Raw genomic sequence first — 12,960 nt, forward strand, 5'->3', positions numbered from 1 at the left:
GAACCCCTACGCGGTCAGCTCCTGCCGCAACGCGTCCCGAAGCCGCGCGGCCCGCTCGGACACCTCGCCCGGCCCCAACCTCACCGCCCGATCCGCCCACCGCTGCCCCTCAGCCAGCTCCCCCCGCCGCGCGTACACCAGAGCCAACCGCAACGCCGCCCGCCCATGCCCCGCGTCGGCCGCCCGAGCCCACCACACCGCGGCCTCCGGCTCACTCCCCTCCCGAGCCAGCAACAGCCCGAGATTGAAAGCCCCGTTACGCGACCCGGCCTCCGCGGCCGACCGGTACCAGCGGGCCGCCTCCACGACATCGCCCCGCGCAGCGGCCAGCATCCCCACCCGGACCTGCGCCCGCCGATGCCCCTGAGACGCCGCCCGCTCGTACCACTCCTCGCACTCGGTCTTCTCATGCACCTGCTCACCCAGCTCGTGCGCGGGCGCAGGCGGCCGCCGGGCATCGAGCACCGAGGCCAGCCGGTACGCCGCCTCTGCGCTCCCCCCACCGGCCGCACACCGCAGATGCCGCTCGGCCTCCAGCTCGTCGCCGTCCCGGAGCCGAGCGATCCCGACCTGCAACGCCGCCTCCGTGTGCCCGGCGGCAGCGGCCCGCTCGTACCAGGGCAGCGCCACGTCCTCCTCGCCCCGCCCGGCGAAGAGAATCCCGAGGTTGAACGCGGCGTCCACGCTCCCGGCCTCCGCGGCCTTGGAGAACCACGGCTCGGCCCCGGTGGCGTCGCCGCCCTGGAGCAGCAGTACGGCCAGTGCGTTGGCGGCCTCCCGGTGCCCGGCGTAGGCAGCCCGGCGGTACCACTGCTCGGCCTGCGCGGTACGCGTCTGCTCGGCGCAGAGCAGCCCGAGGTTGTACGCGCCGTTCACGTCCCCGGCGTCCATCGCGGCCCGGTACCACCGCTCGGCGGTCTGCGTCTCGCCGCGCTCGGCGTGCAGCGCGCCCAGCGCGTTCGCCGCGTTGCCGTCGCCGTCCTGTGCGGCCCGCAGCCACCACACGGCGGCGCTCTCGGTGTCGCCGGCGTCGCGCAGCAGGAACCCGAGCGCGCAGGCGGCCCGCGCCTCCCCGTCCTTGGCGGACGTCAGATACCAGCGCCCGGCCTCCTTCAGCTCGCCCCGCCGCTCCAGGATCGCCCCGAGTTGCAGCGCGGCGCGCCGGTGTCCGCGCGCGGCGGCCTGCCGGTACCACTGCTCGGCCTCGCCGCCCGCGGGGGGCGCGTCGACACCGTTGTCGGCCCCGTGCTCGTCCTCGTGCTGCGTCTGCCGGTCGAGCGCGCGGGCCAGCCGGTACGCGGCCTCGCGGTGCCCGCGCTCGGCGGCGGACCGCATCCACTGCCCGGCCGCGGTGTCCCCGCGGTGCTCCAGCAGATCGGCGAGCGCGTACGCGCCCAGCGCGTGGCCCTGTTCGGCGGACTGGCGCAGCCAGTACTCGGCGGCGGGCTCGTCACCGCGCTCGCGGTGGTAGCGCCCGAGCGCGTGCGCGGCGGCGGCGGAACCGGCCACGGCGGCGATCCGCCACCAGCCGGCGGCCTCGTCGGTGTAGCCGCGCTGATGTAGGAGGACGCCCAGGTTGTTGGCCGCGGCCCGGTCGCCCTCGGCGGTGGCGGCACGCAACAGGGGCTCGGCTCCGTCGAGATCACCGCGGCGCAGCAGCATCGCTCCGAGGACACTCATCGCCTCGACGTCGCCGGCCTGCGCGGCGAGCCGTGTCCGTGCCTCGTCGACAGCCTCCCCGTCACCGGTTTCGTCCCGGTCGGAAGGCTGCACAAAACGCCCTGTATCCAACAGAGTTGCCTTGTCCCCCATAAAGTCCATCGTCGCACCACCTGCAACCTGGGTACACCTGGTATACCGCAGCCCGTGAGGTCTCTACAGCGTTTTGTCGACATGCCCACAGAGAGACAAGCCAAACACGGTTTCACCAAGTCCCCCCGGTGGCACGGCCGTCACCCTCGTCGGCACATGCGTTCGCACAGCGCGAAGGCCCGGATCCTTAAAGGATCCGGGCCTTCGCGTGCAGTAGCGGGGACAGGATTTGAACCTGCGACCTCTGGGTTATGAGCCCAGCGAGCTACCGAGCTGCTCCACCCCGCGCCGTTGTGTTGCAACCGTACCACGGCGCGGAGTGGGCCTCTGACCTAGTGATCAACTGCCGTCTGAGCTGCGCTAACCGCTCGCGCTGCTCGGACTTCCGCCGGCACTGGGACTGGCACTGGGACTGGCACTCGGACTGGCACTCGGACTGCTCTTGTCACTGTTCTTGCCACCGCCGCTCTTGCTCTTGTCCGCCGCGGCCTGCGCGTCCTCGGCCCGCTTCAGCGCGGACTGGAGATCCTTCTGCGCCTGGCCGTACGCCTCCCAGTCGCCCTTCTTCAACGCCTGTTGCCCGGCGTCGAAGGCCTTCTGGGCGTCGCTCAACGCCGCCTGGACCGTGGGGTCGCTGGATGTCGGCGGACTGGTGCTCGTGTCCGGTGGCGGGGTCGTACTCGTCTCCGCGCCGAAGACCTTGTTCAGCCCCTCGTCGAGGGTGTCCTCGAACGCGGTCTTGTTCCCGTAGGCCACCAGCACCTTGCGCAGGAGCGGGTACTTGAGTCCACCACCGCGTACGTAGACGGGCTCCACGTAGAGCAGTCCCCCGTCGAGCGGCACCGTCAGCAGGTTGCCGTACTCGATGTCGGAGTCGCCGCCCTTGAGCAGCTTGATGGATTCGGCGATGTCCTGTTGGGAGTTGAAGGCGCTCTGCACCTGTTTGGGTCCGCCGACGGTCGTACTGGTCGGCAGCTTCAGGATTCTGATCTTGCCGTAGTCCGGGGTGCCGGCCTCGGAGTCGACGGCCATGAAGGCGCTGAGGTTGTCTCTGCCGTTCGGTGTGAACGTCGTCGTCAACGAGAAGGCCTGCGCGGACTGGTCCGGCATCTTCATGCTCAGGTAGTACGGCGGGACCGCGCTGCCCGACTTGTTGGTCGGGTCGTCCGGCACCTGCCACACCTCGCTGCCGCTGAGGAACGTCTGCGCGTCCGTCACGTGGTAGCGGGTGAGCAGCTCGCGCTGCACCTTGAACAGGTCCTGCGGGTACCGGAGATGGGCCATCAGCGCGGACGAGATGTCGGCCTTGGGCTTGACCGTGCCCGGGAACGCCTTCATCCACGTCTTCAGGACCGGGTCCTTGGTGTCCCACTGGTACAGCTTGACCTGACCGGTGTACGCGTCGACGGTCGCCTTCACCGAGTTGCGGATGTAGTTGACCTGGTTCTGCTGGGCCACCACCGCGCGGTTGTTGTTCGACGCCGTCAGCGAGTCGGCCGTGGTGTCCCCGAGGGTCGTGCGCGAGGCGTACGGATAGCCGTTGCTCGTCGTGTACGCGTCGACGATCCACTGGATACGGCCGTCGACGACCGCCGGATAGGCGTCACCGTCGATGGTCAGCCAGGGCGCCACCGCCTCGACGCGCTCCTTGGGCGTGCGGTTGTACAGGATCCGCGAACCCTCGCCGATCGCACCCGAGTAGAGGATCTGCGGTTCGTTGAACGCCACCGCGTACGCGGCCCGGTTGATCGGGTTGGAGAGGTTGACCCCGCTCTTGCCCGTGTAACTGGTGGTCTTCTCACCGCTGTCGTCGGAGTAGTCGATCTCCTTCTGGGGACCGCCGACGATCGAGTACGTGGTGGTCTTCTCGCCGTAGTAGATCTGCTGCTCGTACGTCCCGAGGTCACCCCTGGACGGCAGATCGGACTCGGTGAAGACCGGGCGGCCCTCGGAGTCGACCTCAGTGCCCTTGGCGGCGACCACTCCGTAGCCGTGCGTGTAGCGGAAGTGGTCGTTGATCCAGTTGTTCTTCGGGATGCCGTTGAGGTTCAGCTCACGCAGACCGATGACCGTGTCCTGGTCCTTGCCGTCCTCGCTGTAGCGGTCGACGTCCAGGTTGGTCGGGAACGCGTAGTAGTTCCTGATCTGCTGGAGCTGCTGGAACGTGGGCGACACGACGTTCGGGTCCACGATCCGGATACTCGCCGTGGAGTCCACGTCGGAGCGCAGCTTGCCCTTGTCCTTGGTGGTGCTCGTCCCCGAGTACTCCGTGACCTTGGTGTCGTCGATGCCGTAGGCCTCGCGCGTCGCCTTGAGGTTCTTCTGGACGTACGGGGCTTCCTTGGCCTGTTCGTTCGGCTGGACCGTGAACTTCTGGACGATCGCCGGGTACAGGCCGCCGATGAGGATCGCGGAGAGCACCATCAGGCCGAAGCCGATGACGGGCAGCTGCCAGGTGCGCCGCCACAGGGTGGCGAAGAACAGCAGCGCGCAGATGACGGCGATGCAGAACAGGATCGTCTTGGCCGGCAGATACGCGTTCGCGTCGACGTACCTCAGGCCCGTCCAGTCGCCCGTCGCCTTGAAGTCGCTGGACTTCACGGCGAGTCCGTACCGGTCGAGCCAGTAGGCCACCGCCTTGAGGGCGACGAAGATGCCGAGCAGCACCGACAGATGCCCGGTGGCCGCGGCCGTGGCGCGCGCTCCCGGGCTGGTGACGCGCAGGCCGCCGTACAGGTAGTGCGTCAGCGCGGCGGCCAGCAGCGAGAGGATCGCGGCGGCGAAGCCGAAGCCGAGCAGGAAGCGGTACCAGGGCAGGTCGAACGCGTAGAAGGACACGTCGAGATGGAACTGCGGGTCCGTCTGGTGGAAGGGCACGCCATTGACCCACATCAGCCAGACCCGCCACTGGCTGGACGCGGAGGCGCCCGCGATCAGCCCGACGAGAGCCGTGATGGCCAGCAGCAGCCACTTCTTGTAGGGCGCGATGCCCATGCGATAGCGGTCGAGGCTCTGCTGCTCCATCGACATGGCGCTGAGCGGCGGCCGCAGACGGTGCGCCAGCCAGATGTTCACACCCACCGCGGCCGCCATCAGCAGCCCGAAGACGAAGAAGAGCCCGATCTTCGTCGTCAGGGTGGTCGTGAACACGGACGAGTAATGCACCGAGCGGTACCAGAGCCAGTCCGTCCAGAAGCCCGCGAACATCGTGAACGCCATGCCGAGTACGGCAAGGACGCCCAGTGTCATGAGCAAAGTCCGGACGCGCCGGGACGGGCGGCCCACTCTGATCCGCGGCCCTGTCGGGCCTCCGCCGCGGTCCGGCATCTGGAAAGCCAAGGTGCGCACCTCGAAGTTCGCTGTTGGTCGCTGTCGTTGCGTCAGGTCCCCGGTGTCGGGGGCCCTCCGTAGCCCCACGTGATCGCGGGCCCACACCTATGCAACTTACTCACCGTTTACTCGGTTCCCGATTCCGGCCATGAACGAGGCAGGATTGTGACCATGTCCAACACCCCCATGGCGGCGAACCCCCTCACCCGGGCCGTGCTCGAGATCGACGAGTACGCCTCCGGCCTCGGCTGGGACCAGCCCGCCCGCCTCTTCGCCCTCGTCGACACCGCGCAGCTGCGGGCCCAGGAACCCGGCCTCGCGGCCCAACTCGGCCTGCGGGACGAGCCCGAGACCACCGGTCTCACCCCGATCGAGCAGGAGGAGATCCCGGCCGGAAAGCCGCTGGACGAGTTCCTCGGCACGATCGCCTGGCCCGACGCGGTGGCCGGCTGCGCGCTCACCGTCGAGCGCCTGATGCTGCCGCCGTCCGCCGAGGCGTCGGTCCCGGAGGGCCTGAGCGAGCAGAAGCTCACCCAGTGGGTCGCCCAGCACCCGGACCGCCAGGAGGTCCGCATGACGGTCGCGGTCCTGCGCGACGGCACCCGCGACTCGGCCCTCCGCCTGCGCGAGAAGGACTCCCCCACGGAGGTCCTCACCGGCGGCGCCCTGGTCCCCGGCCTCGCGGAGGCCCTGTCGGCCACCTTCGAGGACTGACGCCGTCCGCTACGACTGCGATTCTCGGCTACGACTCCGGGGGCGCCCTCTGTGTGAGGGCGCCCCCGGAGTCGTAGCGAGGTCTTCTTGAGAACACGCCTTGTTCAGCTCTTGGTGCTGCACTTCGGGAGGTCGGCGGTCCTGCCGCTGCTGATCAGCTTCAGGGAGCTGATCGCGTCCTTGATGGTGTTGACCTTGACCAGCTTCAGGCCGCCCGGGGTGTCCTTGGCGGCCTCCGCGCAGTTGTCGGCGGGGGTCAGGAAGTACTGGGCGCCCTTGCTGCGCGCGCCGACCGTCTTCATCGAGATGCCGCCGATCGGGCCGACCTTGCCCTCGTCGTCGATCGTGCCGGTGCCCGCGACGAACTTGCCGCCGGTGAGGTCGCCCGGGGTGAGCTTGTCGTAGATGCCGAGCGCGAACATCAGGCCGGCGCTCGGACCGCCGACGTCCGCGAGCTTGATGTCGATGGTGAACGGGAACGTGTGATCGGTCCCAGCCGAGATGCCGACGATGGCGCGCTTGGCGCCGGTGTCGTCGGAGGTCGCGGTGGTGATCCTGATGTCCTTCGTCGCCGTCGCCGTCTTGTTCGCCTTCACCGCGGCGGCCTGCTCCTTGGCGGGCACGATCGTGAACACGACGTTCTCGCCGGGCTTGTGCTTGGTGACCAGCTTCGCGACGTCGTCGGGCTGCTTCACCGTCGTACCGTCGACCGCCTTGATCACGTCACCGGCGTGCAGCTTGCCCTCGGCCGGGGTGCCCTTGACGACCGTGGAGACGATCACCCAGGACTTCACCGGGACGCCCAGCTGGTCCAGGGCGGCGACCTTGGCGCTCTCCTGGGACTGGCTGAACTCCTCGGCGTTCTCCTGGGTCGACTGCTGCTCCGTCTTGCCGTCCGGGTACAGCGTGTCGTGCGGGACGATCTTGTCGTCGTGGGCGAGCCAGCCGTACACGGCCTCGATGAGGTTCATGTTGTAGTCGGCGCTGGTGACGCGGACCGTCGTCATGTTCAGGTGACCGGTCGTCGCGTAGGTCTTGCGACCGTTGATCTGAAGTACCGGCTCGCCGTCGTGGTCCCCGAGCGTGTTCACCGTCGGTCCCGGCGACATCTCCGAATACGGGACGTTGATGAGGACTCCCGCGCACAGGAGCGCGATCAGCATCAGGGTGGAGGCGAGCATCGTCGCGGTGCGGCGTGGCATGGCACGACAGTACGGGACGCTTCTGTCAGCGCACCGTCAGGGCCGTCTTCCGATCAGGTGCCGGAATGGGACTTCTCCATCGCCTCGCGGAAGCGCGTGTACCCGTCAAGCTCCGGACCGTCGCTGCGCGCCTTGCGGGTCCGGTTGGCCCAGCTTCCCCACACGCCGGCACCTATCGCAGCCGCCAGCGGAATCAACAACCAGGCGAGTGCCGCCATGCCGACCTCCCAACCCCGAACGAGTGAACCCAACTGACTGATCACCAGATTAGCCAGCCCCACTGACAACGCTCATGCCCGGGGGACGGTTACGCAAGCGGAGGGCGGTCGACCGAGGCGTGATCGTGTCGACGGAGGTGTGATCGTGCGTCAACAGGCGCCGACCCACTCCTCTGTGCCGTCGGAGAACCTCTGGTGCTTCCAGATCGGCACCTCGTGCTTGAGGTCGTCGATCAGCTTCCTGCACGCCTCGAAGGCCTCGCCCCGGTGCGGACACGACACGCCGACGACGACCGCCAGGTCCCCGATGCCGAGATCCCCCACACGGTGGACGGCGGCGAGCGCCCGTACCGGATACTCGGCGACGACCTTCTCGGCGATCCGCCGCATCTCGTCCTCGGCACTGGGGTGGGCCGAATACCCCAGCTCCTCGACGTCGGCCCCGCCGTCGTGGTTGCGCACGGTCCCCACGAAGAGGGCCATCCCGCCGGCCGCGTCGTCCCCCACGGCCCGGAAGACCTCGTCCACGGAGAGCGGCGTCTCCCGGATCCCGATCAACTTGATGGGGTCCTGCGCGGCCAGCTCACCGGGGTGGTCGATCGTGGGTGCCATGCCTCCATCGTGCCGCACCTCGCGGACAACACGGAATAGCACTTTCACCAGGCACGCGCGTGTGCGGGTTTGGAGTGTCCTACAGGGGTGGGCTTTACGGGTCGGGGGCGAGGTCGGGGTCGGTGTGGGCCTGAGGCCCGGGGCGCGCTCGACGGGAGCGGGGTCCGGGCGTCCCGCAAGCGGTCTTTACGCGGGCAGGTCAGCGTGTCCCGGAACCGCGGGCCGGGGCCCGCTTTACGGCAGCGGAGCCAGGGCGTCCCGGATGTGCTCGCCCGTCAGATCCGCCGCCGGGCCTTCCGTGCCCGTCGTACGACCGCCGCCGCGCCCAGCAGGGCGACCGTCGCGCCCGCGGCGCCCGCCGCCGTCGCGTCCTTGCGGCCGAGGCGGCGTCCGACGACCGTGTGCCGCCCGGAGACCTCCTCCAGCAGCTCCGCGAGCACTTCCTCGTTGGTCCACTGCGGCCGCCAGCCCGCGTCGTGCAGCCGGCTCCCGCTGACCACCCAGGGGTACATCGTGTAGGCGAGGTCGCCGGCCGGGGACGGGGTGAGCCCGATGCGGTGCAGCCGGGCCGCCGCGCCGAGCGCGACCGCGGACGGCAGCTCCATGCGGCGGATCCCGCTGAGCTCCTCGACCTCCTCCTGCTCCAGCCATCCGTCGCAGCCGACGGCCAGTTCCCCCTCGACCTTCTCCAGGACGGCGTACTCCAGGGCGCTGCACAGGTCCTCGACGTGGCAGAACTGCCAGGCGGGCCGCGACCCGGCCACCACCAGCAGCCGGGGCGACTCGAAGTACCTGGTCAGCGCGGTGTCGGTGCCGCCGACGAGGACTCCGGGACGGACGACGGTGACGTTCAGACCGGGGTGCGCCCGGGGTGCGCGGCGGGCGAGGCGCTCGACCTCCAGGAGGTCGCCGACGCCGGTGGCCTCCGCCGTGGCGCGCAGTTCGGCGTCCTCCGAGAGGGGCAGTTCGTTGTCTGGCAGCGCTCCGTAGACCATCGCCGAGGTGCACAGCACGACCCGGTGGACGCCGGCCGCCGCGGCGGCGGTCAGCACGGTCTGCGTCCCCCGGACGTTGTAAGCCGAACGGGCGGCGGGATCAGTCTCCAGATCGAGGTCCAGCGCCAGATGGACGACGACGTCCGCGCCGCGCAGCTTCTCCGCGATGGCCGGATCCCGTACGTCGAGGATGTGCCACTGCGCCGCGGCGCACTCGCCGCGCCGCTCGTCGATGGCGATGACCTGCTTGATCTCCTCGGAGGCGGCGAGCCGCTCGGTCAGCAGCGCCCCGACCCCGGACGCGGCGCCGGTGACCGCGACGACGGGCCCGCGCACGGCGGGACTGGTTGAGTGGTTTCGCGCTGCGCGAACCTGCGGATCTGGGGAACTCACCGGGCGTCTCCAGCGGTTGTCTTCAGTACGGATGCGCGTGACGCGTCCGGACCAGGTGGCATCCATCCTGCCGCAGGCCGGGTCTCGGCGAAGCACCGAGGCCCGATCGGCCCGCGGTGTCTACGCTGGGTGGTGTTGAAGGGCAGTCGCGCCGTCGGAGAGAACCGGCGGCCTTAACAGCCGAGGAATCCCGTGAGTGACACCCCATTCGGATTCGGCCTTCCGCCGGAGGAGCCGGACGACGGCGACGAGGGCAAGAAGAAGGACCAGGAGAGCGGTGGTGGTCAGGGACCGGCCAACCCGTTCGGTTTCGGCGGCCTGCCGGGTGCCGGTGGCCTGGGCGGCCCCGGCGCGGACAATCCGCTCGCAGCCATGTTCGGCTCGCTGAACCCCAATGACCTGGGCGCCGCGTTCCAGCAGCTGGGCCAGATGCTCTCGTACGAGGGCGGCCCGGTGAACTGGGACATGGCCAAGCAGATCGCCCGCCAGACGGTCTCCCAGGGCACGCAGGACGGCGTCAAGGACGCGAGCATCGGTCCCGCCGACCGCAGCGCGGTCGAGGAGGCGGTGCGCCTGGCCGACCTGTGGCTGGACGACGCGACCTCGCTTCCGTCCGGTGCCGGGAGCGCCGTGGCGTGGTCCCGCGCGGAGTGGGTCGAGGCGACCCTGCCTGCCTGGAAGGAACTCGTGGACCCGGTCGCCGAGCGTGTCGGCGCGGCCATGGGTGACGTCCTGCCGGAGGAGATGCAGGCCATGGCGGGCCCGCTGATCGGCATGATGCGCTCGATGGGCGGCGCCATGTTCGGCACGCAGATCGGGCAGGCCGTCGGCGTGCTCGCGGGCGAGGTCGTCGGCTCGACCGACATCGGCCTGCCGCTCGGCCCGGTCGGCAAGGCCGCGCTGCTGCCGCTGAACATCACGGCGTTCGGCAAGGACCTGGGCGTCCCCCAGGAGGAGGTGCGGCTCTACCTCGCCCTGCGCGAGGCGGCCCACCAGCGCCTGTTCGCGCACGTGCCGTGGCTGCGCTCGCACCTGTACGGCGCGGTCGACGGGTACGCGCGCGGGATCAAGGTCGACACCGCGAAGCTGGAGGACGTGGTCGGCCAGTTCGACCCGGCCAATCCGGAGCAGCTGCAGGACGCCCTCCAGCAGGGCATGTTCCAGCCGGAGGACACTCCGGAGCAGAAGGCCGCCCTGGCCCGTCTGGAGACGGCTCTGGCGCTCGTCGAGGGCTGGGTCGACGCGGTGGTCCACGCGGCCGCGAAGCCGCGTCTGACGTCCGCCGACGCGCTCCGCGAGACCCTGCGGCGCCGTCGCGCGACGGGCGGTCCCGCCGAGCAGACGTTCGCCACGCTGATCGGCCTGGAGCTGCGCCCCCGCCGGCTGCGCGACGCCTCCCGCCTGTGGGCCTCGCTCACGGACGCGCGCGGTGTCGACGGCCGGGACGGCCTGTGGGCCCACCCGGACATGCTGCCGACGGCCTCCGACCTGGACGACCCGGACGGCTTCGTGCACCGCGAGCAGCTGGACTTCTCCGAGCTGGACAAGATGCTCGGCGAGGCCGCGAGCGGCACCGCGGAGAAGCCGAACCTGACGAAGGACGCGGACTCCAAGGACGACGACACCGAGTGAGCCTGTATGACGACGCGGTCCTCGTGCTCAAGAGCTACGAGGACCAGGAAGAGCTGCGCCAGGCCTACCTGGACCACCTGGCCGCCCACCCGGACGGCATGTGGAAGTCGTGTCACTCCGGGCATGTCACGGCGAGCGCCCTGGTGATCGATCCGGAGCACGGCAGGGTCCTGCTGACCCTGCACAAGAAGCTGCGGATGTGGCTCCAGATGGGCGGTCACTGCGAGCCGGAGGACACCTCCCTGGAGGCGGCGGCGCTGCGCGAGGCCACGGAGGAGTCCGGCATCACCGGGCTGACTCTCCTGCCGGGCGGCCCAGTCCGCCTGGACCGCCACGCGATCCCCGCACCGTGCCACGTCCACTACGACGTCCAGTACGCGGTGCTGGCACCGTCCGGCGCCGTCCAGGAGATCAGCGACGAGTCCCTCGACCTGCGCTGGTTCCCCTATGACGAGGTGGCGTCGGTGGCGGACGAGTCGGTCGTACGGCTGCTGGAGGCGACGCGCGCCAGGCTCTGAGCGGGGTGTGGCAAGCGCTGAACGTGTAAGGGGCGCCCGCTTCGGCGGGCGCCCCTTACGTTTGTTTTCCGGACGCTCAGCTCCAGGCGTTGCCCTGGTTCTGCGCGTGGGCGCCGTGCTGGCCCATGCCGAACTGGGCGGCGACGCCCTGGCCGATCGCGGCGTTCTGCGGCGGCAGCAGCTCGCTGGGCTGGACGAGCGCGTAACCGCTGCCCATGAAGCTCAGCTCCCAGCCCTCACCGGTGTTGCCCCGGCGCCGCCACACCCCGGAGGAGTGCGTCTGGGCCTGCATCTGGACCCGCAGTCCTGTGGACCAGGCGACGATCGCGTCGGCGTCGCAGTTGACGTACTTGTCGGGCGTGACCTGCATCATCAGGGGCGCGCCCGAGGTCATCAGGGCGACCTTGCCGTGGCCGGTGATGTTGAGCTGGTACTTCCCTGAGCCGGAGATGCCGTACTGGCTGTCCACGGCGATGACCTCATGGTGCAGCGAGGAGTCCATGGCGAGGACGTAGCTGCTGTCGACGGTCAGGCCGTCCTGTTCCACGTCCACCACGTGGATGTGCTGCGCGAGGTTGGCGAGGAAGACCGTGCCCTGCCCGTGGCAGCGCATGAGGCTGAGGCCCTCGCCGGTGGCGGCGCGGGCGTAGGCCTGCTGGGTGTTCTGGTACTCGGCGTCGAACTCGACGAGCCCCTGGTAGGCGACCATCGTGCCCTTGCGGGCGAGGATGTCGTCGTGGCCCTCCAGGACGACGCGGAGCATCTGCTTGTTCTGGAGGCTGTAGCGGTCCTGGGACTGCGAGTCGTTGAACGCGAAAAGCGGGCTCTGCATGGTGTCGTGTTCCCCCTCAGCCCCGGAACCGGAGGCGGTCGGTGCTGTCCTCGCTGGGCTGGACGACGACGATGCCCGTCCCGGAGAAGGCCATCTGGTAGGCCTCGCCGCTGCCGCGGCCGATCAGCGACTGCGCCTTGAAGCTGCGCTTGCCCTTCACCTTGAGGTTCGGGGACCAGGCGACGAGCGCGTCCGGGTCGACGTACGTCTCGTCCTCGCCACCGCCGCAGTCGACGACGATCGGCTTGCCGCGGGAGGTCAGCGCGACCCACCCCTGGCCGCTGATCTTCGTGTTCCACAGTCCCTGGCCCGCGAACTTCGCGAGCCCCTTGACCCGCTCCACGCCCCAGGTGAGGTGGGCGTCGAAGGCGAGCAGGTTGGTGGCGTTGACGGAGATCCCGTCGCCGTTGAGGTTGATCACGACGACGTCGGCGCCGTAGTCGGCGAGGTAGAGGAGTCCGTCCCCGGAGCACTTCATCAGGGGGGCGCCCTCCCCGGTCATCCAGTCGCGCGCGATCTGGCGCACGGCCGGCGGGTTGGGCTCGTACTGGATGAAGCCCTCGTAGGCGATCATCGAGCCCACGCGCGCGAAGAGGTCGCTTCCGGTCTGCATGGCGACCTTCAGCATGTTGTTGCCGTGGTTCTCCATGCGGGCGGAGACGGGTGCGGGGGCGTAGCCCGCAAGCGGCTGGTTCATGACGG

The 12,960-nt window shown here is 69.8% G+C and carries 11 protein-coding genes and 1 tRNA gene; 3 read left to right on the forward strand and 9 right to left on the reverse strand.

The genetic code is table 11. From position 1 onward, the window contains the following. Window positions 1–6 precede the first annotated feature (6 nt). The 3 genes from ACIRB1_RS28355 to ACIRB1_RS28365 all read right to left on the reverse strand — a co-directional run bounded on the left by ACIRB1_RS28355 (window position 7) and on the right by ACIRB1_RS28365 (window position 5,139). A complete protein-coding gene (locus ACIRB1_RS28355; RefSeq protein WP_403467454.1) occupies window positions 7–1,821 on the reverse strand; it encodes a tetratricopeptide repeat protein in 1,815 nt (604 codons plus the stop codon). A gap of 205 nt (window positions 1,822–2,026) precedes the next feature. Further along, a tRNA-Met gene (locus tag ACIRB1_RS28360) sits at window positions 2,027–2,100 on the reverse strand. Between the two features lie 72 nt (window positions 2,101–2,172). After that, window positions 2,173–5,139 (reverse strand): UPF0182 family protein, encoded by a 2,967-nt coding sequence (locus tag ACIRB1_RS28365; protein WP_403467588.1) that lies wholly within the window; start codon window positions 5,137–5,139, stop codon window positions 2,173–2,175. A gap of 174 nt (window positions 5,140–5,313) precedes the next feature. Here ACIRB1_RS28365 and ACIRB1_RS28370 point away from each other — a divergent pair, with 174 nt between their 5' ends. Then, complete coding sequence (locus ACIRB1_RS28370; protein ID WP_352180706.1) at window positions 5,314–5,856, forward strand: PPA1309 family protein; 543 nt, start codon at window positions 5,314–5,316, stop codon at window positions 5,854–5,856. 104 nt (window positions 5,857–5,960) lie between these two features. Here the strand turns inward: ACIRB1_RS28370 and ACIRB1_RS28375 are convergent, their stop codons facing one another. From ACIRB1_RS28375 to ACIRB1_RS28390, 4 genes are all read right to left on the reverse strand, one after another. After that, window positions 5,961–7,058, reverse strand: coding sequence for a PDZ domain-containing protein (locus ACIRB1_RS28375; protein ID WP_403467455.1), 1,098 nt, complete (start codon window positions 7,056–7,058; stop codon window positions 5,961–5,963). 53 nt (window positions 7,059–7,111) lie between these two features. After that, window positions 7,112–7,276, reverse strand: a complete 165-nt coding sequence (locus ACIRB1_RS28380; RefSeq protein WP_266772351.1) for a hypothetical protein — start codon at window positions 7,274–7,276, stop codon at window positions 7,112–7,114. Window positions 7,277–7,426: 150 nt separating this feature from the next. Beyond that, on the reverse strand, window positions 7,427–7,888 hold the full coding sequence (locus ACIRB1_RS28385; protein WP_352180708.1) for a molybdenum cofactor biosynthesis protein MoaE: 462 nt from the start codon (window positions 7,886–7,888) through the stop codon (window positions 7,427–7,429). Window positions 7,889–8,163: 275 nt separating this feature from the next. After that, window positions 8,164–9,276: an SDR family oxidoreductase gene (locus ACIRB1_RS28390; protein WP_033282043.1), complete on the reverse strand. Its 1,113-nt coding sequence runs from the start codon at window positions 9,274–9,276 to the stop codon at window positions 8,164–8,166. Between the two features lie 192 nt (window positions 9,277–9,468). Between ACIRB1_RS28390 and ACIRB1_RS28395 the strand changes: the two genes are divergently transcribed. Beyond that, window positions 9,469–10,908, forward strand: coding sequence for a zinc-dependent metalloprotease (locus tag ACIRB1_RS28395; protein WP_352180710.1), 1,440 nt, complete (start codon window positions 9,469–9,471; stop codon window positions 10,906–10,908). Beyond that, on the forward strand, window positions 10,905–11,426 hold the full coding sequence (locus ACIRB1_RS28400) for an NUDIX hydrolase (protein WP_352180711.1): 522 nt from the start codon (window positions 10,905–10,907) through the stop codon (window positions 11,424–11,426). Before ACIRB1_RS28395 ends, ACIRB1_RS28400 begins: the two co-directional genes overlap by 4 nt. Before the next feature lie 76 nt (window positions 11,427–11,502). On the opposite strand, the gene ACIRB1_RS28405 is transcribed toward ACIRB1_RS28400, so the two are convergent. Together ACIRB1_RS28405 and ACIRB1_RS28410 are read right to left on the reverse strand one after the other, a co-directional pair. After that, a complete protein-coding gene (locus ACIRB1_RS28405; protein ID WP_403467456.1) occupies window positions 11,503–12,258 on the reverse strand; it encodes an AIM24 family protein in 756 nt (251 codons plus the stop codon). Between the two features lie 16 nt (window positions 12,259–12,274). Then, a complete protein-coding gene (locus tag ACIRB1_RS28410; RefSeq protein WP_328829219.1) occupies window positions 12,275–12,955 on the reverse strand; it encodes an AIM24 family protein in 681 nt (226 codons plus the stop codon). Window positions 12,956–12,960 lie beyond the last annotated feature (5 nt).

Origin of the sequence: Streptomyces sp. NPDC096013, assembly GCF_044763565.1 — a bacterium.
In the GTDB taxonomy this organism is placed as follows: domain Bacteria; phylum Actinomycetota; class Actinomycetes; order Streptomycetales; family Streptomycetaceae; genus Streptomyces.